Annotated in this window: 22 protein-coding genes and 1 riboswitch; of the genes, 9 read left to right on the forward strand and 13 right to left on the reverse strand. The window is 72.0% G+C overall.

Annotated features, from left to right (window positions below; genetic code table 11):
- Positions 1-2: 2 nt before the first annotated feature.
- Entirely contained in the window at positions 3-2006 is a 2004-nt protein-coding gene (locus ACIRR8_RS14785) for an ATP-binding protein (protein WP_404063781.1), read from the reverse strand.
- Between the two features lie 359 nt (positions 2007-2365).
- Here ACIRR8_RS14785 and ACIRR8_RS14790 point away from each other — a divergent pair, with 359 nt between their 5' ends.
- Complete coding sequence (locus tag ACIRR8_RS14790; protein WP_404063784.1) at positions 2366-3811, forward strand: glyceraldehyde-3-phosphate dehydrogenase; 1446 nt, start codon at positions 2366-2368, stop codon at positions 3809-3811.
- Positions 3812-3875: 64 nt separating this feature from the next.
- Here the strand turns inward: ACIRR8_RS14790 and ACIRR8_RS14795 are convergent, their stop codons facing one another.
- Both ACIRR8_RS14795 and ACIRR8_RS14800 read right to left on the reverse strand, forming a co-directional pair.
- On the reverse strand, positions 3876-5084 hold the full coding sequence (locus tag ACIRR8_RS14795; RefSeq protein WP_404063787.1) for an MBL fold metallo-hydrolase: 1209 nt from the start codon (positions 5082-5084) through the stop codon (positions 3876-3878).
- Positions 5085-5213: 129 nt separating this feature from the next.
- Positions 5214-5654: a PPOX class F420-dependent oxidoreductase gene (locus ACIRR8_RS14800; protein ID WP_404063790.1), complete on the reverse strand. Its 441-nt coding sequence runs from the start codon at positions 5652-5654 to the stop codon at positions 5214-5216.
- 164 nt (positions 5655-5818) lie between these two features.
- On the opposite strand from ACIRR8_RS14800, the gene ACIRR8_RS14805 reads away from it, so the two are divergent.
- Positions 5819-6415, forward strand: coding sequence for a TetR/AcrR family transcriptional regulator (locus ACIRR8_RS14805; protein WP_404064334.1), 597 nt, complete (start codon positions 5819-5821; stop codon positions 6413-6415).
- A 4-nt stretch (positions 6416-6419) separates the two neighbouring features.
- Here ACIRR8_RS14805 and ACIRR8_RS14810 read toward each other — a convergent pair whose 3' ends face one another.
- Both ACIRR8_RS14810 and ACIRR8_RS14815 read right to left on the reverse strand, forming a co-directional pair.
- Positions 6420-7421: a DUF6745 domain-containing protein gene (locus ACIRR8_RS14810; RefSeq protein WP_404063792.1), complete on the reverse strand. Its 1002-nt coding sequence runs from the start codon at positions 7419-7421 to the stop codon at positions 6420-6422.
- 101 nt (positions 7422-7522) lie between these two features.
- Entirely contained in the window at positions 7523-7849 is a 327-nt protein-coding gene (locus ACIRR8_RS14815) for a hypothetical protein (RefSeq protein ID WP_404063794.1), read from the reverse strand.
- 198 nt (positions 7850-8047) lie between these two features.
- On the opposite strand from ACIRR8_RS14815, the gene ACIRR8_RS14820 reads away from it, so the two are divergent.
- From ACIRR8_RS14820 to ACIRR8_RS14845, 6 genes are read left to right on the forward strand one after another with little or no spacing between them, the layout of a single operon-like run.
- The gene (locus ACIRR8_RS14820; RefSeq protein ID WP_404063797.1) at positions 8048-9007 is read left to right on the forward strand and encodes an STM4015 family protein; all 960 of its coding nucleotides are present in this window, start codon (positions 8048-8050) and stop codon (positions 9005-9007) included.
- Between the two features lie 6 nt (positions 9008-9013).
- Positions 9014-9973: an STM4015 family protein gene (locus tag ACIRR8_RS14825; RefSeq protein ID WP_404063800.1), complete on the forward strand. Its 960-nt coding sequence runs from the start codon at positions 9014-9016 to the stop codon at positions 9971-9973.
- Positions 9954-11111: an STM4014 family protein gene (locus tag ACIRR8_RS14830; RefSeq protein ID WP_404063803.1), complete on the forward strand. Its 1158-nt coding sequence runs from the start codon at positions 9954-9956 to the stop codon at positions 11109-11111. The genes ACIRR8_RS14825 and ACIRR8_RS14830 overlap by 20 nt, the downstream gene beginning before the upstream one ends.
- Before the next feature lie 16 nt (positions 11112-11127).
- Positions 11128-11955, forward strand: coding sequence for an STM4013/SEN3800 family hydrolase (locus tag ACIRR8_RS14835; RefSeq protein ID WP_404063806.1), 828 nt, complete (start codon positions 11128-11130; stop codon positions 11953-11955).
- The gene (locus ACIRR8_RS14840) at positions 11955-13334 is read left to right on the forward strand and encodes an STM4012 family radical SAM protein (RefSeq protein WP_404063808.1); all 1380 of its coding nucleotides are present in this window, start codon (positions 11955-11957) and stop codon (positions 13332-13334) included. Before ACIRR8_RS14835 ends, ACIRR8_RS14840 begins: the two co-directional genes overlap by 1 nt.
- Before the next feature lie 7 nt (positions 13335-13341).
- Positions 13342-14259 carry an STM4011 family radical SAM protein gene (locus tag ACIRR8_RS14845; RefSeq protein WP_404063811.1) on the forward strand — a complete coding sequence of 306 codons (918 nt, stop codon included), beginning with the start codon at positions 13342-13344 and terminating at the stop codon, positions 14257-14259.
- Between the two features lie 3 nt (positions 14260-14262).
- On the opposite strand, the gene ACIRR8_RS14850 is transcribed toward ACIRR8_RS14845, so the two are convergent.
- Both ACIRR8_RS14850 and ACIRR8_RS14855 read right to left on the reverse strand, forming a co-directional pair.
- Positions 14263-15093 (reverse strand): SGNH/GDSL hydrolase family protein, encoded by an 831-nt coding sequence (locus ACIRR8_RS14850; RefSeq protein WP_404063814.1) that lies wholly within the window; start codon positions 15091-15093, stop codon positions 14263-14265.
- Positions 15094-15255: 162 nt separating this feature from the next.
- Positions 15256-16230: a LysM peptidoglycan-binding domain-containing M23 family metallopeptidase gene (locus ACIRR8_RS14855; RefSeq protein ID WP_404063817.1), complete on the reverse strand. Its 975-nt coding sequence runs from the start codon at positions 16228-16230 to the stop codon at positions 15256-15258.
- 3 nt (positions 16231-16233) lie between these two features.
- A riboswitch (cyclic di-AMP (ydaO/yuaA leader) is annotated at positions 16234-16394 on the reverse strand.
- A 411-nt stretch (positions 16395-16805) separates the two neighbouring features.
- Between ACIRR8_RS14855 and ACIRR8_RS14860 the strand changes: the two genes are divergently transcribed.
- The gene (locus tag ACIRR8_RS14860) at positions 16806-17618 is read left to right on the forward strand and encodes a tyrosine-protein phosphatase (RefSeq protein ID WP_404063820.1); all 813 of its coding nucleotides are present in this window, start codon (positions 16806-16808) and stop codon (positions 17616-17618) included.
- Between the two features lie 4 nt (positions 17619-17622).
- Here the strand turns inward: ACIRR8_RS14860 and ACIRR8_RS14865 are convergent, their stop codons facing one another.
- The 6 genes from ACIRR8_RS14865 to shc all read right to left on the reverse strand — a co-directional run bounded on the left by ACIRR8_RS14865 (position 17623) and on the right by shc (position 23694).
- Positions 17623-17799: a DUF6126 family protein gene (locus tag ACIRR8_RS14865; RefSeq protein ID WP_404063823.1), complete on the reverse strand. Its 177-nt coding sequence runs from the start codon at positions 17797-17799 to the stop codon at positions 17623-17625.
- Between the two features lie 86 nt (positions 17800-17885).
- On the reverse strand, positions 17886-18494 hold the full coding sequence (locus tag ACIRR8_RS14870) for a helix-turn-helix domain-containing protein (RefSeq protein ID WP_404063826.1): 609 nt from the start codon (positions 18492-18494) through the stop codon (positions 17886-17888).
- A gap of 59 nt (positions 18495-18553) precedes the next feature.
- Positions 18554-19951: an aspartate aminotransferase family protein gene (locus tag ACIRR8_RS14875; protein WP_404063829.1), complete on the reverse strand. Its 1398-nt coding sequence runs from the start codon at positions 19949-19951 to the stop codon at positions 18554-18556.
- A 70-nt stretch (positions 19952-20021) separates the two neighbouring features.
- Positions 20022-21041, reverse strand: coding sequence for an adenosyl-hopene transferase HpnH (gene hpnH, locus ACIRR8_RS14880; protein ID WP_404063832.1), 1020 nt, complete (start codon positions 21039-21041; stop codon positions 20022-20024).
- A gap of 5 nt (positions 21042-21046) precedes the next feature.
- Complete coding sequence (locus tag ACIRR8_RS14885) at positions 21047-21694, reverse strand: 1-hydroxy-2-methyl-2-butenyl 4-diphosphate reductase (RefSeq protein WP_404063834.1); 648 nt, start codon at positions 21692-21694, stop codon at positions 21047-21049.
- Positions 21694-23694 (reverse strand): squalene--hopene cyclase, encoded by a 2001-nt coding sequence (shc, locus tag ACIRR8_RS14890; protein ID WP_404063836.1) that lies wholly within the window; start codon positions 23692-23694, stop codon positions 21694-21696. The genes ACIRR8_RS14885 and shc overlap by 1 nt, the downstream gene beginning before the upstream one ends.
- Positions 23695-23806 lie beyond the last annotated feature (112 nt).

Here is a 23806-nt window from a genome sequence, read left to right on the forward strand (position 1 = left end):
GTCTACTCCTTGAAAGTCGTGTCTTTACGGGGTTCCGGCACGGCGTGGCCCGGCAGGAAGGTGTCGTGCCCGGTACCCGGGCGGCCGAGCGACGCGGGCGCTCCGGGCGGCTCGGCGCCTGCCCGTACGGGTCCGGCTCCGCGTACGGGCAGGGGGGCGAGGGTCTCCAGGGGGGCGTCGAGCGCGGAGGTGGCCTCGCCGTACCCGGTGGTGGCCCCTTCCTCCTGGGCGGTCTGGGCCTCGGCGAGGTCGATGCCGCGCCGGAAGGCGGCCATGAGGCCCGGGTCGTGGAGCGCGTGCTCGTCCTCGACGCGCGGGGCGGGCGCTTCGCGCAGTTGCGGGACGAGGTGCTCCTGGTTGGCCCGCTTGGGGAGCTGGGGGCGGGCGGCGGGCGGGGTGGGGCCGTCGACACGCTGGGGGGTGAAGGCGGTGGACGGGGCGGGCGCGGGGGGTGCGGGCCTGTCGGCGTGCTCCGGCGCGAGGGCGGCAGGTGTGGCGGCGGGCGCGGGGCGGTCGATGCGTTCGGCGCGGAGCGGGAGGGGCGGGGCCTCGCCCAGGGGGGCGGGCGGGCGGGTCTCCGGTGCGGCGTGGGCGTGCGACCCCGGCGCCTGCGCGTCGCGTGGGTGGCCGGCGGGCGCCTGAACCGCCTGCGGCGGGGCTGCCCGCACCTGCGGCGGCGCGGGCGGGGCGGACGGTCCTTCGTCGGCGGGCGGGCGGTGGACGGCTCCGGGCGGCGGTACGGGGGCGGCGCCGGTCACGGCCGGGGCGTCCGGGTCGGTGCCGAGGAGGGTCTGCGGCAGGACCAGGACCGCCTGCGTGCCGCCGTAGATGTTGCTCTGCAGGCGGACCGCGATGCCGTGGCGGCGGGCCAGCGCGGAGACGACGAACAGGCCGATCCGGCCGTCCTGGAGGAGGTGGGCGACGTTGACCTGGTCGGGGTCGGAGAGCAGGGCGTTCATCCGGTTCTGCTCGTGGTCCGGCATCCCGAGGCCGCGGTCCTCCACCTCCAGTGCGAGTCCGGCGGTGACCCGCTGGACGCGCAGCAGGACCTGGGTGTGCGGGGCGGAGAACACCGTGGCGTTCTCGACCAGTTCGGCCAGCAGGTGGATCACGTCGGCGACGGCGTGGCCGCGCAGGGTGCCCTCCATCGGCGGGACCAGCTTGACGCGCGGATACTGCTCGACCTCCGCGATGGCCGAGCGCAGCACCTCGGTCATGGTGACCGGGTTGCTCCACTGGCGCCGGGAGACGGCCCCGCCGAGGACGGCGAGGTTCTCCGCGTGGCGGCGGATTCGGGTGGCCAGGTGGTCGACGTGGAAGAGGCCCTTGAGCAGGTCGGGGTCCTCGACCTCGTGCTCCAGCTCGTCGAGGATCTGGATCTCGCGGTGGACCAGGGACTGGAGCCGGCGGGCGAGGTTGACGAAGACCTCGACCTTCTGCTCGTTGCCGGTGGAGCTGAAGAGCTGCGAGGCCTGGACGACGGCGGTGACCGCGGTCTCCTGGGCCCTTCCCATCTCCTGCGCGAGCAGGTCGAAGGCGTCGCCGTCGGGTGCCGGCGGCTGCGGTGGGCGGCGGGGGCCGACGGGTTCGCCGGAGCGGAGCTGCTCCACCACCCGCTGGAGCTCGGCCTGGCCCTGGGCGCTGGTGCGGCGGAGCGTCAGCGCCCGGTCGAGGACGGCGGCGGCCACGCGGTGGGCGCCGAGGTAGGCGGCCGCGACGGCGGCGACGGCCAGGGCGGCCGATCCGCCGAGCGCGGCCCACAGGCTCGGGGACGGGTCGACGGCGCCGTCGCGGATGGTGAAGATGACGGCTGCCGCGCCGCTGAGCAGGGCGGCGATGGTGGGGAGCAGCGCGGTGCGCAGCAACTGGGGCCGTATGCGCCCCTCGGGGGTGGGCTGGGTGGCGCGCGGCCTGCTCGTGGCCGAGTGGGCGCGTGCGCCGGGGCGGCCGTGCCGTCCGCCCTCGCGGCGGTCCGGTCGCGCGGCGGGTGCGCGAAGTTGAGACATCAGCGTCCTCGGTACGGGGGCACCAGGAATCGGCGTTCCTGTCGCCCCTGTCGGCGTTCCTGCGGTGGCACCTGCGGTGGTCGGTCCAGCTCGGGTCAGCGGTCGGGCCGGCCTGGAATCCAGGAGCCCCCGTTGATCACCGAGCACACACGGTAGTCGCGTCCGACCTGTGCGCGACGGGCAGTTGTCGAACTTGCCCGCCATCCGTCCCGCTCTGGTATGACCTCTCGCACGGGCGCCCGATTACGCCGCATCGGCACCGACCCGGCCCGCCCCGGAGATCCGGACGGGACCACCTTGAGGATGAACACACCGGGGCGGCTACCATATGAGCGCCGCCTAGCTCGAAAGATAAACACGTGACTGTCAATGACGACTCGTTCACCAACTGGATGCACCGCGAGGAGATCGCGGAGTCGATGATCCCGATCATCGGGAAGCTGCACCGTGAGCAGGACGTGAACGTCCTGCTGCACAGCCGCTCCCTGGTGAACAAGTCGGTGGTCAGCATCCTCAAGACCCACCGCTTCGCCCGGCAGATCGCCGGCGAGGAGCTGTCCGTCACCGAGACGATGCCGTTCCTCCGGGCTCTGACGACGCTCGACCTCGGCCCGTCCCAGATCGACATAGGCATGCTGGCCGCGACGTTCCGCGCCGACGACCGCGGCCTGTCGGTCGAGGAGTTCACCGCCGAGGCGGTCGCCGGTGCGACCGGCGCCAACAAGATCGACCGCCGCGAGTCGCGTGATGTCGTCCTCTACGGCTTCGGCCGTATCGGCCGCCTCATCGCCCGTCTCCTGATCGAGAAGGCCGGCTCCGGCAACGGACTGCGGCTGCGCGCCATCGTCGTACGCAAGGGCTCCGGCCAGGACATCGTCAAGCGCGCCTCACTGCTGCGGCGCGACTCGATCCACGGCCAGTTCTCCGGCACGATCACCGTGGACGAGGCGAACAGCAAGATCGTCGCCAACGGCAACGAGATCAAGGTGATCTACTCGGACGACCCGACGACGGTGGACTACACCGCGTACGGGATCAAGGACGCCATCCTGATCGACAACACCGGCAGGTGGCGCGACCGCGAGGGGCTCTCCAAGCACCTGCGCCCCGGCATCGCCAAGGTGGTCCTCACCGCGCCGGGCAAGGGCGACGTCCCCAACATCGTCCACGGCGTCAACCACGACACGATCAAGGACGACGAGCAGATCCTGTCCTGCGCGTCCTGCACCACCAACGCGATCGTCCCGCCGCTCAAGGCGATGGCGGACGAGTACGGCGTCCTGCGCGGGCACGTGGAGACGGTCCACTCGTACACCAACGACCAGAACCTGCTGGACAATTACCACAGCTCCGACCGGCGCGGCCGTTCCGCGGCGCTCAACATGGTGATCACCGAGACCGGTGCCGCGTCCGCCGTGGCCAAGGCGCTGCCGGACCTGGACGCACCGATCACCGGCAGCTCCATCCGCGTCCCGGTGCCGGACGTCTCCATCGCGATCCTGAGCCTGCGGCTGGGCCGCGAGGCCACCCGCGAGGAGGTCCTCGACTACCTCCGCAACGTGTCGCTCGCCTCGCCGCTCAAGCGCCAGATCGACTTCATCAGCGCCCCGGACGCGGTCTCCAGCGACTTCATCGGCTCGCGCCACGCCTCGATCGTCGACGCGGGTGCCACCAAGGTCGACGGCGACAACGCGATCCTCTACCTCTGGTACGACAACGAGTTCGGCTACTCGTGCCAGGTCATCCGGGTCGTCCAGCACGTCTCCGGCGTGGAGTACCCGACGTACCCGGCTCCGGCGGTCTGATCCGCGGCGGCCGCCGCGGCTGATTCGGGGGAGGGTCCGGGCGCCCGGACCCTCCCCCCGACGGTCACCGCTCTCCGGCCACGTCCATGTCCCGCCGTGCGACCGGTGCGCCGCCCGGGACCGTGTCCGGTGTCGCCGTACGCCAGCGCGCGGCCGTCATCGGTGCGGAGACGGCTCGCCACCACGGGTCCACCGGGAGTGTTCCGGCCGGTTCGAAGGGTTCGCCCGGCCGGGGGAACGCCGCCGCCTGTTCGGCCTCCTCTGCCGCGTCCTTCGTCCACTCGCCCGGCTCGGCCCAGGCGTGCGGGGCGAGGTTGAAGGTGCCCCAGTGGATCGGCAGCATCACGCCGTGCGGGCGCCCGCCCTGGAGGTCGAGGTGGGCCCGCATTCCTTCGGCGGGGGTCATGTGGATGTCCGGCCAGTACTCCGAGTAGGCGCCGGTCTGGATCATCGTGGCGTCGAAGGGGCCGTGCTCGGCGCCGATGTCCCGGAAGCCTGGGAAGTAGCCCGTGTCGCCGCTGTGGTAGATCCGGTGCTCGGGGCCGGAGACGGCCCAGGAGGCCCACAGCGTGTGCTGGTTGTTCCGCAGGCCGCGGCCGCAGAAGTGGCGCGCGGGGGTGGCGGTGAGGCTGATGCCGTTGACCTTCGCGGTCTCGTTCCAGTCGAGCTCGCGCAGCCGGTCGGGGGCCACACCCCACCGCTCCAGGTGGGCGCCTACGCCGAGCGACACGGCGAAGACGGTGTCCGTGCCCGCCAGCGCGCGGATCGTCGGCAGGTCGAGGTGGTCGTAGTGGTCGTGGGAGATCACCACCACGTCGACGGGGCCGAGCGTGGCCAGCGGCACCGGAACCGGGTGCAGGCGCTTGGGTCCGGCGAAGGGGAACGGCGAACACCGCTCACCCCAGACCGGGTCGAACAGGACCCGGCGGCCGTCGATCTCGGCGAGCACGCTGGAATGGCCCATCCAGGTCAGCCGCAGCCCCGTGACGGGCGGTGCGGCCAGATCGGCGAGGGTGGTGGCATGGACCGGAACGGTCCCCGCCGGCGCCCGGCGGATCCGCTGCTCCTTCTGGAAGTAGGTCTTGGCGAATTCCAGCGTGGACCCGGACGGCCTGGTCCGGGCGCCCAGCGGGTTCTGGAACACCCCGTCGGCGAAGTTCGGCGAGCTGAGGATGCGCTGCATCCGCGCTCCTGCGGGATCGGCCCCGAAAGGCTCGGAGCGCATCGAACGCAATTTCGTACGGAAGGGAACAAAGTAGTCGGCGCCGGTCACAACATCTCCTGGGGGAGTCGGTGTCGTCTCATTATCGTCGGACTGTCCGACAGGGCGAGAAGAGGACGGTGAACGGGGCAGCCGCCCGGTCCGGTGGCACCCGGCACGCGGCGTCCGTCCGGTGGCCGTTCAGCCACGTGGTTGCCCGTACACGTGCTCGATGCGCAGCGTGAGCACCACCCGGCGGTCCTCGACCATCGCCCGCCGGTAGTCCTCCCAGTCCGGGTGCTCGCCCCTCACGTCGCGGTACAGCGTGATCAGGGCCTCCACCGTGGCGTCGTCCCGCTCGGCGGCGGGCGGGGTCAGCTCGGCGGTACCGTCCACGACGGTCCAGGCCCAGCGGTCGTCGCTGGTCACGTGGTAGCTCGCGCGGGGGTCGCGCCGCAGGTTGCGGGTCTTCGCCCGGCCCTCGGTGATCGACACCCTGATCACCTGCTCGTCCGGGTCGTACGCGTGGTTGACGTTCGACAGCTGGGGCCGCCCGTCCCGCTTGAGAGTGACCAGGACTCCCCCGTCGCACTCGCCGACGAGGCGGAGCAGCGCTTCCTGTGCCGGTTCGAATGACGTCATGCACGGTCCAACGTGCTTCTCCCCCTGAGGATTCCGGCCCGGCGGCTCACCGGGCGGGGGTCACACCCGGGAGCCGCCGGCGCGTCGCCCCGGCGGCGGCACGGCCTCCGGTGACCGGCAGTGACCGGCCCATTGATTAGGGTGGCCGGGTGGCAAGAGTCCGGTTGAACGTGGCGGAACGGCGTGAGGAGCTGTTGAAGGCGACGGTCGAGCAGATCGAGATCCGCGGAGCCTCCTCCGTACGGATCGCCGATGTGGCGTCCGCGCTCGGTGTGAGCAACGCGCTGGTGCTCTACCACTTCTCCACCAAGGAGAAGCTGGTCGCCGCCGCCTTCGCGTACGCGGCCGAGGCCGACCTCGCCCAACTGCGCAAGGTGCTCGCCCGGCGCACCCCAGCCGTGAGGCGGCTGCGGGCCGCCGTGCGGTGGTACGCACCGACCGGGCAGGCCAAGGGGTGGCGGCTGTGGATCGAGGGGTGGGCGGCCTCCTTGCGCGAACCCGCGCTGCGCGAGGTGGCCGGCGACCTCGACCGGCGGTGGAAGGCGGAGCTGGCCGAGGTCATCGCGGAGGGCGCCGCCGCCGGTGAGTTCCGGTGTGCGGACCCGGAGTCGGCGGCCTGGCGGCTGACCGCCCTGCTGGACGGTCTGGCCGTGCAGATGACGTCGTACGCGGGTCCGCTCTCCCGGACCACGATGCTGCGCTGGACCGACGAGGCGCTCGCCCGCGAGCTGGGCATCGACCAGGCAGCGCTGACCGGCTGACGCGTCAGGTCTGGCGCACCGGCGCGTAGGCGGCGCCGTCCAGCCCGAACGTCCAGGCGACCCCGTCCTTGGCGGTCCGCGTCGTGGGCGGCACACGGAGCCAGTACGTACGGTGGCTGCCGTCCGGCTCCGGCGTGGAGTTGACCACCTCGACCATCACCACGTCCTCGTCGCCTTCCAGGGCGATGCGCCACAGGATGCCCGTCCCGTCACGGTGGACGGGCTCGGCGCCCGACTCCGTGAGATAGCGGTCGTATCCGTAGTACTCCAGCATCACGCGGCGCAGCTCCGCGTTCTCCTCCTCCCGGATGCGCTGCGGGGTCAGGGACGCCAGCTCCGCCAGGAAGGCGGCGGGCACCGGCATACCGCGCCAGGCGTGGAGCGCGAACCCGTCTCCGTAGGCGAGGGCCGGTCCCTCCCCGTGGTCGAGCCGGCCCGCCTCGTCCCGGTGCAGGACCTCCGGCCGCTCGCTGATCACCACGGCCCGCTCGTACGGCCACCACCAGCCGGCGTTCCTGGCCACCTCGGCGAGGCCGGTGAGCCGGTCGCCGCGGCCGTCGAAGGCGGCGAGCCAGGCGGCGTCGTGCTGGCCGAGCACCGCGTCGAGCAGCACCAGCCGCACCGCGCCCTCGTCCTGCGGCCGCGGCGCCAGGTCGGCGACGACGCCGGACCGTATGCGCTCGGCGAGCGCGGCTGTGGTCTCCCAGAGCTGGGCCCCGGTCGCGGACCAGAGCGCGGACCAGCCGGCCGGGCCCAGCTCGTCGTACATCCGGCGGCGCTCCTCGGCCCACGGCCGGGTGCGGACCTCTTCGCGCACCGACCCTCCGGCGTCGGCCAGCTTCTCGACCGCTTCGACGGCCGCCCGGGGCGATGCGGCCCAGACGATCCGCTCGGGCTCGGCCAGCCCGGCGGTGCGGTAGGCGCGCCGCACGCCCTCCTCGGCGGCCGCCCGGTCCGCCGCGCCGGTCGCCGCCGCCACGTCCCGCCAGGAATTCACGTGCTGCATCGGTTGTCCCGTCCCCAGTTCGTCTCTGCTCGGTGTCTGCTTGTCGTGCTCGCTGCGGAGCCGGTGTCCGTACGGTCCGGACGTGCGGTCGGTCCGTACGGTCAGTCGGCGACGATGCGAATCGCACCGGGTGCGTACTCCCGCTGGCGCACCACCCGGAACCAGCCCTGCGGCAGCGCGATCGTGGCGTGCTCCTCGTGCACCACCCGTCCGCCTTCCGGGAGGTGGAGCAGCATCGGTCCGAACGGCCCCGCCTCCCGGATCAGCCGGCCGGGTCCCTGCACGGCGTGCGCGTGCCCGGTCACCTCGCCCAGCGCGAGCACCAGCCGCCCCCGCCCGTCGCGCAGTTCGCCCGGAGCCTTCAGGAAGGGGCCGGGCACCGCCGACTCCTCCAGCGCCACGATCAGTACATCGCCCTGCCGGTACACAGACGTCTCCCCTCGGTCGCGGCACCCGCTGTGCCGGCCATGGGAAAAACGCTACGGGCAGGGTCTGACAACGGGCCCTGGCGGCGGGCCCGGAGACCTCCGGCGAGCGGCTCCGGGCGGTCCCGGTCGCGGCGTTGTCAGTGCGGCTTGATAAACCTTGCGGACATCAGCAGTCCCCAGGACCAGGAGCTCAGTGCGATGTACGGTGCGCAGCATCTGCAAGCGTTCGGCGGCCTTCCGGCCGTCGACTTCCAGCACCAGGACGACCCCGCCGACCGGCCCGCCGCGGACGATGTGGCCTGGCGCATCTCCGTCGAACCGTACGGCGACGACGACCGGGACCGGCCCTGGGCGGACGAGTTCGCCGACTTCCTGGGAGCGGTCGACCCGGCCGGGGTCAAGAGCCTGATCATCGGCCAGTGGGGCGAGGCCTACGAGGACAACTCCTCCGTCCCGATCGGTCTGGTGATCGCCGCCGCCGACCGGCTGACCTCGCTGGAGGCGGTGTTCGTCGGCGATCTGGAGGCCGAGCAGGCGGAGATCACCTGGATCGAGCAGTCGGACGTCACCGCTCTGCTGGCCGCCTTCCCGGCGCTCACCGAGTTCGGCGTGCGCGGCGGCACCGGCCTGGTCTTCCCGCCGGCGCAGCACGACCGGCTGCGGTCGCTGACCATCCAGGCGGGCGGCCTGCCCGTCCAGGTGGTCCGCGGGGTGCTGGACAGCGAACTGCCCGCGCTGGAGCGGCTGGACCTCTGGCTCGGCGTGTCGGCCTACGAGGGCGACACCGAGGTGGCCGACCTGGCGCCGCTGCTCTCGGGCACCCGCTTCTCCCGCCTCCACCACCTGGGCCTGCGCAACAGCGAGGTGCAGAACGAGATCGCGTCGGCCCTCGCGTCGGCGCCGGTCGTCGCCCGGCTCCGGACGCTCGACCTGTCGAACGGGACGCTGGGCGACGAGGGCGCTGCCGCGCTCCTGGAGGGGCAGCCGCTCACCCATCTCGATGTCCTCGACCTCCACCACCACTTCCTCACCGAGGCGATGGAGCAGCGGGTCCGCTCGGCCCTGGAGCCGCACGGAGTGCGCGTGGACCTGTCAGAGCGGAACGAGCCGTGGGGCGGCCGCGGCATCGAGGGCCGCTACACCGCCGTGTCGGAGTGAGGTGTCATGACCCCCATCCACATCCAGCATCCCGACCGCTTCCACGGCTTGCCGGTCCACACTCCGGCGGTGTCCGTGCCGCTGCCCGCCGCCGACGCGGTGGCCTGGCGGCTGGAGTGCGACTACGACGAGCGGACGGACTTCGCCGTCCTGTGGCAGCATTTCCTGGACACGGTGGACACCTCGCGGGTCCGGGCGCTCCTCATAGGCCCGTGGTGGCCTGAGGAGTACACCCCGTTCGAGCCGGTACGGGACCTCATAGTCGCCGACGCGGACCGCTTCCCGGCCCTGCGCGGGCTCTTCCTCGCCGATGTGGTGGGCGAGGAGTGCGAGGTGTCGTGGCTGCGCATGTGCGACATCACGCCGGTGCTCGAAGCGTTTCCGCTGCTGGAGGAGTTCACCGTACGCGGCTGCGGCCAGGAGGGGCTGGGTATGCGGCCGGTCCGGCATGCGGCGCTGAAGTCGCTGCGCTTCGAGTCCGGCGGGCTGCCCGGCGATCTGGTGCGGGCGGTCGCCGCGAGCGAACTGCCCGCGCTGGAGCGGCTGGACCTCTGGTTCGGCAGCTCGTGGTACGGAGCCGACGCCACGGTCGACGACGTCCGGCCGGTCCTGTCCGGCGCCACCTTCCCCCGGCTGCGCCACCTGGGCCTCCAGAACAGCGAACTCCAGGACGAGATCGCGGCGGCCGTGGCGTCCGCGCCCGTCGTCGCCCAGCTGGAGAGCCTCGCGCTCTCCATGGGCACCCTCAGCGACACCGGCGGAGAGGCCCTGCTGAACGGGCAGCCCTTGAACCACCTCACCACGCTCGACCTGCGCCACCACTACCTCACCGACCCGGTGCTCGACCGGATCAGGGCCGCGTGCGCTCCGGCCGTGGTGCAGGCCGGTGAGGCGGAGGACGACTACGCGGACGAGGACATGGACGACGACGAGGAACCGGAGCGCTATGTCGCCGTCAGCGAATAGCCCCGGGAGTACGGCGGTCCCGCGCTTCGCGGTCGTGGGCAATCCGGGGAACCGCCGGGTCGCCTTCTTCCGGGAGGCCGTGCGGGCCGCCGGGCTGCCTCCGGCCCGGGTGGTGCCCTGGCTCCAGGTGCTGGGCGGCGAGGCGGCGTTCGCGCCCGGTGAGACCGTACGGATCGACTCGCCGGGCGAGGACCCGGAGGTGGAGCGGCTGCTGCGCGGGGTCGACGATCCGACCCGGGTGGAAGGCTCCGCCCGGTGGTACGCCGCGTTCCTGACCGCGGTGGACGAGGTGGCGCGGGCCGCCTCGGTCGCCGGAGCGGACGCCCTCGCCTCCCCTGGTGACCTCGCCGCGCTCTTCGACAAGCGGCTCTGCCACGCCCGCCTGGAGGCGGCAAGCGTCCCCGTGCCGGCGTCGCCCACGTCCGGGCCGCAGGCGGCGGAGGTGCGGGGCTGGTCCGACGTACGGGCGCTCATGCGCGAGCACCGGATGCCCCGGGCCTTCGTGAAGCTCGCGCACGGCTCCTCCGCCTCCGGGGTGCTGGCGGTGGAGACCGCGGGCCCGGGCCGGGTCCGGGCGAGCACGTCGGTGGAACGGGACGGTGAGGGGCGGCTGTTCAACTCGCTCCGGGTCCGCCGGTACACCACGGAGCGGGAGGTCGGCGCGCTCGTGGACGCGCTCGCTCCGGACGGGCTGCACATCGAGCGCTGGCTGCCGAAGGCGTCCCAGCGCGGCCGGGTCGCCGACCTGCGGATCGTGGTGGTCGGCGGCCGGGCGACCCACGCCGTCGTCCGCACCAGCCTCTCCCCCATGACCAACCTCCACCTCGGTGGCGCCCGCGGCGATCTCGGCGAGGTCCGGGCCGCCGTGTCGGCGGTCGGCGGCTGCTGGCGCGAGGCCCTGTCCATGTGCGAGCGGGCCGCCGCCTGCTTCCCCGGCACGCTGTGCGTGGGCGTCGACCTGCTGCCCGCGGCCGGCTGGCGGCGGTTCGCCGTCGGCGAGGTCAACGCCTTCGGCGATCTGCTGCCCGGCCTGACCGGTCTGCCCGGCAGCGGCGCCGAAGGGCTGGACACCTATGCGGCGCAGGTCGCCGCCGTACTGGACCGAACGAGGAACCACCGTGCCACCACCGCTCTCTGACCCTCAGCGACCCGATATGGCCGAAGTCGTCGGCAGCCACGACCTCCTGATGGTCACCTTGGACACGCTGCGCCACGATGTCGCCGTCGAGCTGGCCGCCGCCGGACGCATCCCGAATCTGGCCGCCCGTCTGCCAGGCGGCGGATGGGAGAAGCGGCACGCGCCCGGCAGCTTCACCTACGCCTCGCACCAGGCGATGTTCGCCGGTTTCCTGCCGACGCCCGCCACGCCCGGCCCGCATCCACGGCTGTTCGCGGCGCGGTTCGCGGGCAGTGAGACGACGGCGGACGGCACGTTCGTCTTCGACACCCCGGACCTGGTGTCGGGTCTGGCCGCCGAGGGCTACCGCACGGTGTGCGTCGGCGGGGTCGGCTTCTTCAACCGGCGGGGGCCGCTGGGATCGGTGCTGCCGGGCATGTTCCAGGAGAGCCACTGGGAGCCGGAGTTCGGTGTCGCCTCACCGACCTCGTTCGAGGAACAGGTGACCCGGGCCGAGAAGGTGGTGGCCGAACTCCCCCACGATCAGCGGCTCTTCCTCTTCGTCAACGTGTCCGCGCTCCACCAGCCGAACTGGTTCCACACACCGGGCGCGACCCGCGAGGCGGGCGACTCCAGGGCCACGCACGCGGCCGCCCTGGAGTACGTCGACCGGCACATCGGCCGGCTCTTCGCCGCCGCGAGCAGCCGCCGCCGGTGCTTCGCCATCGTCTGCTCCGACCACGGCACGACGTACGGCGACGACGGCTACACCGGCCACCGGCTCGGCCACGAAGCCGTCTGGACCGTGCCGTACGCGCACTTCTTCCTCGAACCGCCCGCACCGTTCGATCCGGGGGCCTCCTGATGACCACCAGCACCGCCACGGCGACCGGCACGCCCGCCGTCAGGCCGTACGAGAGTTACGTCTACGCCTATCCGCACAAGACGGCCTACCGCCCCCTGCCGGAGCGGCCCGCGCTGCGCGAGCTGTGGGCTGCGGAGCCGAAGAACGCCCTCTCGCTCTACCTCCACATACCGTTCTGCGAGGTCCGCTGCGGCTTCTGCAACCTCTTCACCCGGATCGGCGCGCCCGAGGAGCTGACCACCCGCTACCTCGACGCGCTGGACCGGCAGGCCGTGGCCGTACGGGACGCGCTCGGCGACGACGAGCCGGTGCGGTTCGCGGCGGCGGCCTTCGGCGGCGGGACGCCGACCTTCCTGACGGCGGACGAGCTGGAGCGGCTCTGCGACATCGCGGAGAAGCGGATGGGCGCCGACCTGCGCGCGGTGCCGCTGTCGGTGGAGACGTCCCCCTCCACGGCGACGGCCGACCGGCTCGCGGTGCTGGCCGACCGGGGCACGACCCGGGTCAGCATCGGCGTGCAGAGCTTCGTGGACGAGGAGGCGCGGGCCGCCGTCCGCCCGCAGCGCCGGGCGGAGGTGGAGGCGGCGCTCGGCCGCGTGAGGGACGTACGGATACCGGTACTGAACATCGACCTGATCTACGGCATCGACGGCCAGACCGAGCGCAGCTGGCTCACCTCGCTGGACGCCGCGCTGGCCTGGCGGCCGGAGGAGCTGTACCTCTACCCGCTGTATGTCCGCCCGCTGACCGGCCTGCACCGGCTCGGCGCGGCCGCCGGACCCGAGGCGGAGGCCCTGGAGCAGGCCGCCTGGGACGAACAGCGGCTGCGGCTGTACGCGGTGGGCCGGGACCATCTGCTGGCGCACGGCTACGAGCAGGTGTCGATGCGGATGTTCCGCCGCGCCGACGCACCCCAGGAGGGTCCCGAGGACTATGCATGCCAGAGCGACGGCATGATCGGGCTCGGCTGCGGAGCCCGTTCCTACACGGCGGCCCTGCACTACTCCTTCGACTACGCGGTCGACATGCGGGAGATCCGGTCCATCATCGACTCCTTCACCGCCACCGGGGACTTCTCGCGTGCCGAGGTCGGCAGGTACGTCGACGAGGCCGAGGCCCGCAGGCGCCACCTGCTCCAGTCGCTGCTCCAGGCGGCGGGGCTGCCCGTGTCCGACTACCGCACCCGCTTCGGCACCGACCCGCGCGAAGACTTCCGCGCGGAGCTGGAGCGGTTCGCGGCCCGGGGCTGGCTCGACCCTCATGCGCCGGAGGGTCTGCTGCGGCTCTCGCCGCGGGGCCTGGCGCACTCGGACGCGCTGGGGCCCGCGCTGTTCTCGCCCGGGGTGCGGGCGGCGATGGCCGCGTACGAGCGGAAGTGAGCGGGCCGTGGACCTGACGATCCTCTACCGGGGCCCGCTGGCCTCGTGCGACTACGACTGTCCGTACTGCCCGTTCGCCAAGCGGCGGGACAGCAAGGACCGGTTGACGTCCGACCGGGAGGCGCTGGAGCGGTTCACCGCGTGGGCCTCCGCGCAGACCGGTGACCGGCTCTCCGTACTGTTCACGCCGTGGGGCGAGGGCCTGGTGCGCTCCTGGTACCGGCGGGCGCTGACCGAGCTGTCGCACCTCCCGCACATCGGCCGGGTCGCCATCCAGACGAACCTCAGCGGCCGCACGGCGTGGCTGGCGGACGCGGACCCGGAGCGGATCGCGCTCTGGTGCACGTACCACCCGGGCCAGACACCGTACGAGCGGTTCCTCGGGAAGTGCCGGGAGCTGACCGAGCGAGGCATCCGCCACAGCGTCGGCGTGGTCGGGTTCGAGGCCCACCTGGACGAGGCGCGACGGCTGCGGGCGGCGCTGCCCGCCGAGGTGTACCTCTGGGTGAACGCGGCCGAGGGGCAGACGTACACCGACGAGGAGGCGGAGCGGTGGACGGAGCTGGACCCGCTCTTCCCGTACAGCCGCCATCCGCACCGCTCGGCCGGGCTGCCCTGCCGGACCGGCGAGTCGGTGATCTCGGTGGACGGCGAGGGCACGGTGCGGCGCTGCCACTTCGTCAAGGCGGAGCTGGGCAACCTCTACGACGGCAGCTACCGCGCGGCGCTGGGCCCGCGGGCCTGTCCGCTCGCCGTGTGCGACTGCCACATCGGTTATGTGCACCTGGAGACGCTGCCGCTGTACGACGTGTTCGCGGGCGGTGTGCTGGAGCGGATACCCGCCGGGTTCGGCGCGGGCCCGGCGCCGGGCGGGCCGGTGGTGCCGGGCCCGTCCCGGCGTACGCTCCCGCTGCTCGGCCCCTGACCCCTACAGCGGCAGCAGGTCCGGCCGCTTCGCCGCGACGTGGTCGCCGGACGACTCGCCGCGCAGCCGCCGGCCGATCCACGGCACCAGGTACTCCCGCGCCCACTGGACGTTGTCGCGCCGCGCGTCGAAGGGCGTGCGCTGGGCCTGCGGCGGCCACGGCTGGTCCGGGTCGGCCGGCACGTCGTGGCCGAGGACCTGGGCGGCGCGGAGCGCGACCCGGGTGTGGCCCTCTGGCGACAGGTGGAGCCGGTCGGCGTCCCACGCACGCCGGTCCTGGACCGAGCGCAGCGACCACAGGTCGAGCACGGGGCACCGGTAGCGGTCGGCGATGGCCCTCAGATGCACGTTGTACGTGGCGATCTTGCCGCGCATGTGGCGCAGCACCGGAACGCCACGGGTGTCGAACCCGGTGGTGACCATGACGGTGCCGACGGCCCCGGTCAGGTCGGCGACGGCCCGCTCGAACCGCTCGGCCAGGTCGTCGGGGTCGGCGCCGGGCCGGATGATGTCGTTGCCGCCCGCGCAGAAGCTGACCAGGTCGGGGGCGAGTTCCTTGGCGCGGGGGATCTGCTCCGCGACGATCTGGTCGAGGAGGCGTCCGCGCACGGCGAGATTGGCGTAACGGAAATTGCCGTGCCGGGTCTCGTCGTCCGGGTTCGTCGCCGCGTCGGGGGCCGGGAGCCGGTCGGCGAGGAGCACCGCGAACCGGTCCGCCCAGCCGACGAAGGTGCCGTCGGGTCCAGGGTCGCCGACGCCCTCGGTGAAACTATCCCCGATCGCCGCGTACGACCCGATGATGTTCTGCTGCTGGGTTCTCGAATCGTCTGCCACAAGCCCATATCCTGCACCGTTCAATGTGACCTACGCGACCGTAATAAGGGGTTGACGGGTGGTGACATAGACCACCTGGTCAGATTTGGGTAAAGCCGGAATAAGTGGAGGGGCGGTGCGCCGCCGCGCACCGCCCCTCGTTCACTTCTTCTCGCCCTCGGGTCAGAGGGAGACGCCGTGCTGCCGCAGGTAGGCGACCGGGTCGACGTCGGAGCCGTAGCCGGGGCCGGTGCGGACCTCGAAGTGGAGGTGCGGGCCGGTGGAGTTTCCGGTGGAGCCGGAGAGGCCGATCTGCTGGCCGCCGGTGACGGTCTGGCCGGCGGAGACGCTCAGCGAGGACTGGTGGGCGTACTGGGAGTACATGCCGTCCTCGTGCTGGATGACGACCTCGTTGCCGTACGAACCGCTCCAGCCGGCCGAGACCACGGTGCCCGGGCCGATGGCCTTGACGGGGGTGCCGGAGGAGGCCTGGAAGTCCGAGCCGGTGTGGTAGCCGCTGGACCAGCTGGCGCCGGAAGCGCGGTACTGGGTGGTGACGTTGGCGTTGTCGAGCGGCGCGGTCCAGCCGGAGCCGGTGGCCTCGGAGGAGCCGGTCTGCGTGGCGGCACCGGACTCGGCGGCGGCGTCGGACTCGTCGGCCGAGATGGTGTCCGCCTTCGGGGCCGGCGCGGCCTTCTTCGGGGCGGCCTTCTTCGGCGCGGCGGCCTTGGGGGCCGGAGCGGACTTCTTGGCCTCCGAAGGCGCGGCGGAGCCGGTGGCCTTGGCGCCGAGGGTCAGCTTCATGCCCGGGAAGATCAGGCTCGGGTTCTCACCGACGGTCGAGCGGTTGTCCTGGTACAGCTTCTGCCAGCCGCCCTTGACCTGGTGCTCGGAGGCGATCTTGGCGAGGTAGTCGCCGGAGACGACGGCGTACGTCTTCGCGGTGGTCTTCGCCGTGGCGGGCGCGGCCTGCGGAGCGGCCTGGGCGGCGACCGAGGCGGCGGCGGGCTTGACGGCGGGGGCCGCCTTCTCCGCGGCGTGGGCGCCGGTGGCGCCGAACAGCGGGAGGGCGAGTACGGCGCCGCCGGTGCCCGCGGCGAGGACGCCGCGGTGGATCGGGCCGGACTTGGGACGGCGGTGCTTACCCTTTGCGGGCATGGGGAAGTTCCTCTCCGGCGCCTGCGAGGTGAGCTGTCGGGTTCGGGCTGGAGATGCCCGGCCGCCGGATGGCGACTTCACCCCGAGCCGGTCCGGATCGCTCCGGGCCGGCGGCTTACCTGGTTCCCCCGCTCCTGCCACACGTGAGTGGGTGGGTGCGAATTCCGGGCGGCGGCAGGATTAGGCGGTCCGTCCGGATTGACGGTGACCGTAAACGAGTCGGGACGACAGGAACAAGCCGTCGGTTCCGCCCCGGAATCATCGATTCAATTTCGATCCGGATTTCCCGTCACACTCCGTGGATTACGGATCTTGGCTTTCCTTGCGGATACCGGGAAAACGCCTCGGAGCCACCGCCACCGTCCGTCACGGATATGATCCCGCTCACCCGCGGATTCCCATCTCCCCCATTAGCGGGGCATGTTCTGCGAAATGCACCAATACGGACATGCCCCCGGCGGGACCCCTGACGCACCGTCAGCCAGCCGATGGTTGCCTGGTGAACCGATGTCGTATCGTCACAGGAGCGCCCTCGCCGGAGAGCCGCGCCGACGCCAGAGATTCCAGGAGCCACCGTGACGCAGCAGGTGCCGCAGGTCCCGCCGACCGAGACCGCACTGACCGGAGTCCGCAACTTCCGTGACGTGGGCGGGCTTCCCACCACGGACGGGCGGCACACCGCCTTCGGCCGGCTCTACCGCAGCGGCCACCTGGCGCACGCCACCGCCGAGGACGCGCTCTTCCTCGGCGGGCTCGGGCTGCACACCGTCTTCGACTTCCGCAACTCCGCCGACCATCAGCTCGACGGGTACGACATCGAGCTGGCCGGTGTCCGCAATGTCAGCATTCCGCTCTCCGACCCGGCCGACGGCGCCGAGTTCTGGCGGCTGGTGCGGGACGGGAACATCGAGCAGCTGCGGTCGATCCTGGCCGACGGCAAGGGCAGCGAGCGCATGATCACCATGTACCGCTCGACCATCGTCGACCGCACCGCCGAGCACAGCCGCGTCCTGCACGCGCTGGCGGAGGACAGCGTGCCGGCCCTGATGCACTGCGCGGCCGGCAAGGACCGGGCGGGCCTGTCGATCGCGGTCTCGCTGCTCGCGGTGGGCGTCGAGCGCGAGGCGATCGAGGCGGACTACCTCAAGTCCAACGACCCGCACCGCCGGTACAAGGTGAAGCGAACGGACATGTCCGAGACCGGGATGTCCCCCGAGGTGATGGAGCTGCTCAATCCGCTCTTCGGCGCGCAGGCCTCCTACCTCGAAGCGGCGTTCACGGCCATCGACGAGACCTGGGGCACGACGGACCGCTATCTGGCGGAGGGCCTGAAGGTCTCCCCGGAGACCCGGGAGCGACTCCGCGAGCGCCTGCTCGACCGGGGCTGAGCAGTTATTCGGCGCCCGCCACCACGAAGAGCAGGTAGAGGAAGGCCGCGATCACGTGGCCGACCACCAGGTAGGCGAAGAGCCGGATCACCAGGCCGCGCGGCATCCGACGCTCCTGCGTGTCCTTGGTGACCTTCGGGCGCCTCGGGGTCAGCGGGTCGTAGTGCTCGGAATCGGACATGACGGTCCTCTCTGCCGGCCTCGCGGCCGGTGGGTACGAAGGCTCCGGTGGTACGGAAGGGCGCGGCGGTGAGCAGGGCGCCGGGGTCATCGCGGGTGGAGCGCGCTGCCGAGGCAGAGCTCGGCCGCGGGGCTCTGGAGCAGGGAGTGGACGAAGAGCAGCTCCGCCCCGCCCCGGTCCAAGGCCGCGATCCGGTGCGGGGTGAGCGAGTCGAAGTGGGCGCTGTCGCCCGGGTCCAGATCGTGCACGGTCTCCCCGAGCGCGACCCGCAGCCGCCCGCCGAGGACGTACAGCCACTCCTCCCCGGGATGCACCCGCACCAGATCGCCCTGGGCGCCGTACGGGACACGGACCCGCAGCGCCTGCATGGCGCGGCCCGAGCCGCCGGCCCGGCGGTACATCCAGCCGTCGGCCTCGGCCCCCTCGAACGCGCCGCCGCGGACGACCGCCTCGCGTTCGGGCGGCTTCTCGCCGAGCAGCTCGGAGACCGTCGTACCGTAGATGCGGGCGAGGCCGAGCAGCATGGGCAGCGAGGGCTGCCGGCGGCCGGTCTCCAGCCGGGAGAGGTGGGCCGGGGAGAGTCCGGCCCGCTGGGCGGCGGTCTCCAGGGTGAGGCCACGGCCTCGGCGCAGGTCGCGCAGGCGGGGAGCGACGGCGGGGAGCTCGTCGGCCGCCCCTTCGTCCGGAGGGTTCATGTGTCCATTGGGCCAGGAACTTTCCTCCGGGGCAAATAACTTGCCCAGGAGGCAAAAGATCAGCGGTTGGCCACCGCCTGCTTGACCAGCGTCCGGCCGAAGTCCCACAGCAGACCGCCGCCGCTGTGCGCGTCGTCCATGACCTCGGTGAACGCCGCCACGAAACGGTCCACCTCCGCCTCTCCGATGATCAGTGGCGGGATCAGCTTGATCACTTCCAGGTGGTCACCGGAGACCTGGGTGAGGATGCGGTGCTTCTGGAGCAGCGGCACCACGACCATCTGGGCGAAGAGCCCCTTGCGGGCCGCCTGGAGCATGGTCCAGCGGCTGCGGAGCTTCAGCGAGGACGGCCGCCCGAACTCGATGCCGATCATGAGCCCGCGCCCGCGTACCTCGTGCAGCAGCTCGTAACGGTCCACCAGGGCGGAGAGGCGCTCCCGCAGCAGATCACCGGTGCGCCGGGCGCCCGCGACGATCTCCTCGTCCTCCATCACCGTGAGCACCGCGAGCCCCGCCGCCATCGCCTGGGCGTTGGAGCCGAAGCTGGCGGAGTGGACGAGGACCCGGTCCATCGAGGAGTAGACCTTGCGGAAGATCCACTCCTTGCCGAGCGTCGCACCGACCGGCACATAGCCGCCGGAGAGCGCCTTGGCGACGCAGACGAGATCGGGCTCCACCCCGTCCTCGTGCTGGTACGCGTAGAAGTCGCCGGTGCGGCCGAGCCCTGTCTGCACCTCGTCGGCGATCAGGAGCGCCTTGTGCCGGTGCAGCAGCTCCTGCGCCTCGCGGAGGAAGCCGGGCGGCGCGGCGTGCACGCCCTTGCCCTGGACCGGCTCGACGACCAGGGCCGCCACATCGCCGCGCTTCAGCTCCCGGCGCAGCGCGTCCAGGTCGCCGAGCGCGATCGGGGTGTCGGGCAGCAACGGGGCGAAGCCGTCTCGGAAGCCGCTCTCGCCGTTGACCGAGAGAGAACCGGTGGTCAGCCCGTGGAAGGCGTGGGTGCAGTAGAGGACGCGGGGCTTCCCGGTGGCGTACCGGGCGAACTTCAGTGCCGTCTCGACCGCTTCCGTACCGCTGTTGCCGAAGAAGACCCGGTCCAGGTGCGGGCTGTGGCCGAGCAGTTTCTCGGCGAGCAGGCCGGGCAGCGGCTGGCAGTCGAAGCGGGTGAGGTCGGCGAGCTGGGCGTCGAGCACGTCGTGCAGGGCCTGGCGGACGACCGGGTGGTGCCGGCCGATGCCCATCACACCGAACCCGGCGAGCATGTCCAGGTAGTCGTTGCCCTCGGCGTCCCAGAAGTACGCGCCCTCGGCCCGCTCGTAGACCTTGTCGAAGCCGATGGTGTGCAGCATGCGCGGCAGCTGGTGGTTGAGGTGGCGCGCGTGCAGTTCGTACCGCTCGTGGCCGCGCTCCGCGAGGAGCCGTTCCAGGTCGAAGCCCTGCGGCCCGCCGTCCGTCATCGCCCGTTCGTCTCCTTGGCTGCGTTTCCCGAGGGGGCCGGGTGCGGCCGGCCCCCTCACCGTCACGACGTCACCGGTTCCCGCCGACGCTCTCCCGGGCCGCGCGCAGCGACTCCTTGAGCGAGCCCATCGTCGCGAGGACGGCGGTGGGTTCGTAGCCGCAGTGCGCCATGCAGTTGGCGCAGCGCGGGTCCTTGCCCCGGCCGTACTTCTCCCAGTCGGTCTCCTCGATGAGCTGACGGTACGTCGGTACGTAGCCGTCGCTCATCAGGTAGCAGGGGCGCTGCCAGCCGAAGAGCGAGTAGTTGGGGATCGCCCACGCGGTGCACGGGAAGTCGGCCTTGCCTTCCAGGAAGTCCAGGAAGAGCGGCGAGTGGTTGAGCCGCCAGCGGGCCCGGTTGCCGCCGGCGAAGGCCTTCTTGAAGAGTTCGCGGGTCTGCTCGACGCCGAGGAAGTGCTCCTGGTCGGGCGCCTTCTCGTAGGCGTAGGCGGGCGAGATCATCATCTCGTCGACCTTCAGGTCGTCGTTGAGGTAGTTGAGGACCTCGATGATGGTCTGCGGGGTGTCGGTGTTGAAGAAGGTGGAGTTGGTGGTGACGCGGAAACCGCGCGCCTTGGCCTCCTTCATCGCGGCGACGGCCTCGTCGAAGACGCCTTCCTTGGCGACCGACTCGTCATGCCGGTCCCGCAACCCGTCGATGTGCACGGCGAAGGCGAAGTAGGGCGACGGGGTGAATTTGTCGAGCTTCTTGCGCATGAGCATCGCGTTGGTGCAGAGGAAGACGTACTTCTTCTTCGCGACGAGCTGGCGCACGATCTCGTCGATCTGCGGATGCATCAGCGGCTCGCCGCCGGCGATGGAGACCATGGGGGCACCGGACTCGAGCACCGCGCCCACCGCCTGGGCGACCGGCATGCGCTGCTTCAGGACACCGGCCGGGTGCTGGATCTTCCCGCACCCCTCGCAGGCGAGGTTGCAGGCGAACAACGGCTCCAGCTCGACGATCAGCGGGAACTTCTCACGCTTGCGGAGCTTCTGTTCGAAGAGATACGTCGCGACCTTGATGGACTGGCGGAGCGGCATGGCCATCTGGCTCACCTCCTGGGGAGCAGTAAGGATCGGTGCCATTCGTAGAAAGCCGGAAGGACGGCACGGAGAACACGGAAGGCCGATATTCCACCGCGAACCGTGCCGATACGGACGAGCTCATGCTCTGGAGCGTCCACGACCACCCGGACGGCCGCAACCGGGCGCGGTCCGTGGCACAGGGCGGTACGCAGTGTCGCGGCGGACTCCATGTCCACCGCGATGGCCCCGGTGGCCCGCAGCGCGGCCCGCTCCGGTCCGCGTACGACGTGGTCCGAGCCGGTGAGCGGGCCGGTGTGCACGGCCGAGCCGGGCGCGGCCCGGGCCAGGGCGGCGACCAGCAGTCCGGTGCCGGCGCAGGGGGTGGCGCCGTCCGCGTCACGGGTCTCCTCGGCGACGACGAGGTCGCCGGGGTGCATGCCGGGGGCGAGGCCGGCGCAGAAGCCGGAGGCGATGACGGCGGCGTCCGGTACGCCACCGGGGGCGAGGGCGCCCGCCACGGCCGCCTCCGCCGCCCGGGGGCCCATGCCGGTCCGCAGGACCCGTACCGGGCCGCCTGCCCGCTTGCCGCTGCGCAGGGCCAGCTGCTCGATGCCCAGCGCGCAGGCGACCAGCAGCGGCGGCTGGGAGGCCGTGGGCCCCGGTGCGCCGGCCATCAGGCGCCCTTGGCCACGCCCGTACGGTCGGCGAACGGGTCGCCGTACACGTACCGCCCGAGGGCCGTCAGAGGGAAGACCTGGCGGTAGAGGTGGTAGTTGATGGAGAAGTCCCAGGGGAAGCCGGTGCCGGTGAAATACGGCTCGTCCCAGGAGCCGTCCGCCTGCTGTGCCTCGGCCAGCCAGGTGACCCCGCGCGCCACGGCCAGGCTGCCGCGACGGCCCGCGGCGAGCAGGGCCATGAGCGCCCAGGCGGTCTGCGAGGCGGTGGACGCACCGTGCCCGATCCACTTCTCCTCCGTGTACGAGCGCAGGTCCTCGCCCCAGCCGCCGTCGTCGTTCTGCACGGACTCCAGCCAGGTCACCGCCCCGCGGATCGAAGGGTGTGCGGCGGGCAGCCCGGCGGCGACCAGCGCGGGCACCACCGACCCGGTCCCGTAGACGTAGTTGACGCCCCAGCGACCGAACCAGGCGCCGCACTCCTCCTGTTCGGCGAGCAGCCACTCGATGCCGCGTCGCGTACGGGGATGGCCGCCGAGCCCTTCCACGGCGAGCATCTCCACCACATGGCCGGTGACATCGGCCGAGGGCGGGTCGATGACCTTGCCGAAGTCGCAGAACGGCAGGCGGTTGGGGAGGGGGCTGGTGTTGTCGGCGTCGAACGCGCCCCAGGCCCCGTTGCGCGACTGCATCCCGAGGTTCCAGCGCACCCCGCGCTCGATGGCGGCTTCCAGCCGGGCAGGGTCGGGGTGGCGCACCCGGCGCAGCGCCAGGACGACTTCGGCGGTGTCGTCGATGTCCGGGTAGTTGTCGTTGTGGAACTCGAACGCCCAGCCTCCGGGCGCCAGTCCGGGTTTGCGTACGGACCAGTCGCCGGGCCGGGTGATCTCCTCGGCCAGCATCCAGTCGGCGGCTTTCACCAGCGCCGGGTGGTCGGGTCTGAGTCCGCCGTCGACCAGGGCGATGGTGGCCAGGCAGGTGTCCCAGACAGGCGACTGGCAGGCCTCGACCATCCGGGCGCCGTCCTCGCGGTGGACGGCGAACCGGTCCAGCGAGGCCAGGCCTGCCTTCATCACGGGGTGGTCTAGGTCGTAGCCGAGCAGGTGCAGGGCGATGATCGAGTAGACGGCCGGGGGCTGGATGCCGCCCCAGCAGCCGTCGTTCTCCTGGCGCTCGACGATCCACCGGGCGGCCACGTTCATCGCGATCCGGCGCAGCGGGCGCGGGGCGACCTTGTGGTAGAGGTGCAGTCCCTTGTCCAGGCGCTGGAAGAGGCCGTCCCAACTGGCCGCCGGGGCAAGCTTCCTGGCCGGATTGGGCTCGGCGGGGTCGGTGTGCAGCTCGTCCAGGGCGAAGGGCGCGGGCCGCACCGGGCGCTTGGCGGAGACGATGGTCAGGGGGACGATGGTCTGTCGGGCCCAGCAGCCGAAGTCGTAGATGTTGAGCGGAACCCACTTGGGCAAGAACATCAGCTCGGGCGGCACTTCGGGCAGGTCGTCCCACTTCCACCAGCCGAACAGGGCCAGCCAGATCCGGGTGAAGACGCGCGCGGCCGCGATGCCGCCCTGCTCCCTGATCCAGGAGGAGGCGCGGGCCATGTGCGGCTCTTCGGGGCGGTCACCGGCCAGCCGCAGGGCCACGTAGGCCTCGATGGTGGTGGAGAGGTCGCTCGGCCCCTCGTAGAAGGTGTTCCAGGTGCCGTCGCCGAGCTGTTCGCCGCGGATGAAGAGGGCGGCCGCCCGGGTGGTCTCCGGGTCCTGGATCCCGAGGAACTGGCGCAGGAGCAGGTCCTCGGCGTCCATCGTGACGTTGGTGGCCAGGTCGCCCTTCCACCAGCCCTGCTCGTCCTGCCGTCCGAGGAGGTGGGCCACGGAGCGTTCCGCGGCCTGCCGCGCTGCGGCGAGCACGTCGTCCGCGGCGGTGGTCGTGTCGGCCGGATGTGCTGCCGGAGACGCGGAAAGGTTCGCGGCCCCGGTCGATCCGTCGGTCCTCGCTGTCATGAGCTTCCCCTTACGTGCAGTGGTTTCTCTGCTGTGCTGGGGTCTCCGTCGGCCGGCGCCCTGGTCAGGGCGCCGGCCGGCGACTGCGAGTCATATACGGGTGCTGATCACC

It is taken from the genome of Streptomyces sp. NPDC101178 (assembly GCF_044767965.1).
Classification (GTDB): domain Bacteria; phylum Actinomycetota; class Actinomycetes; order Streptomycetales; family Streptomycetaceae; genus Streptomyces.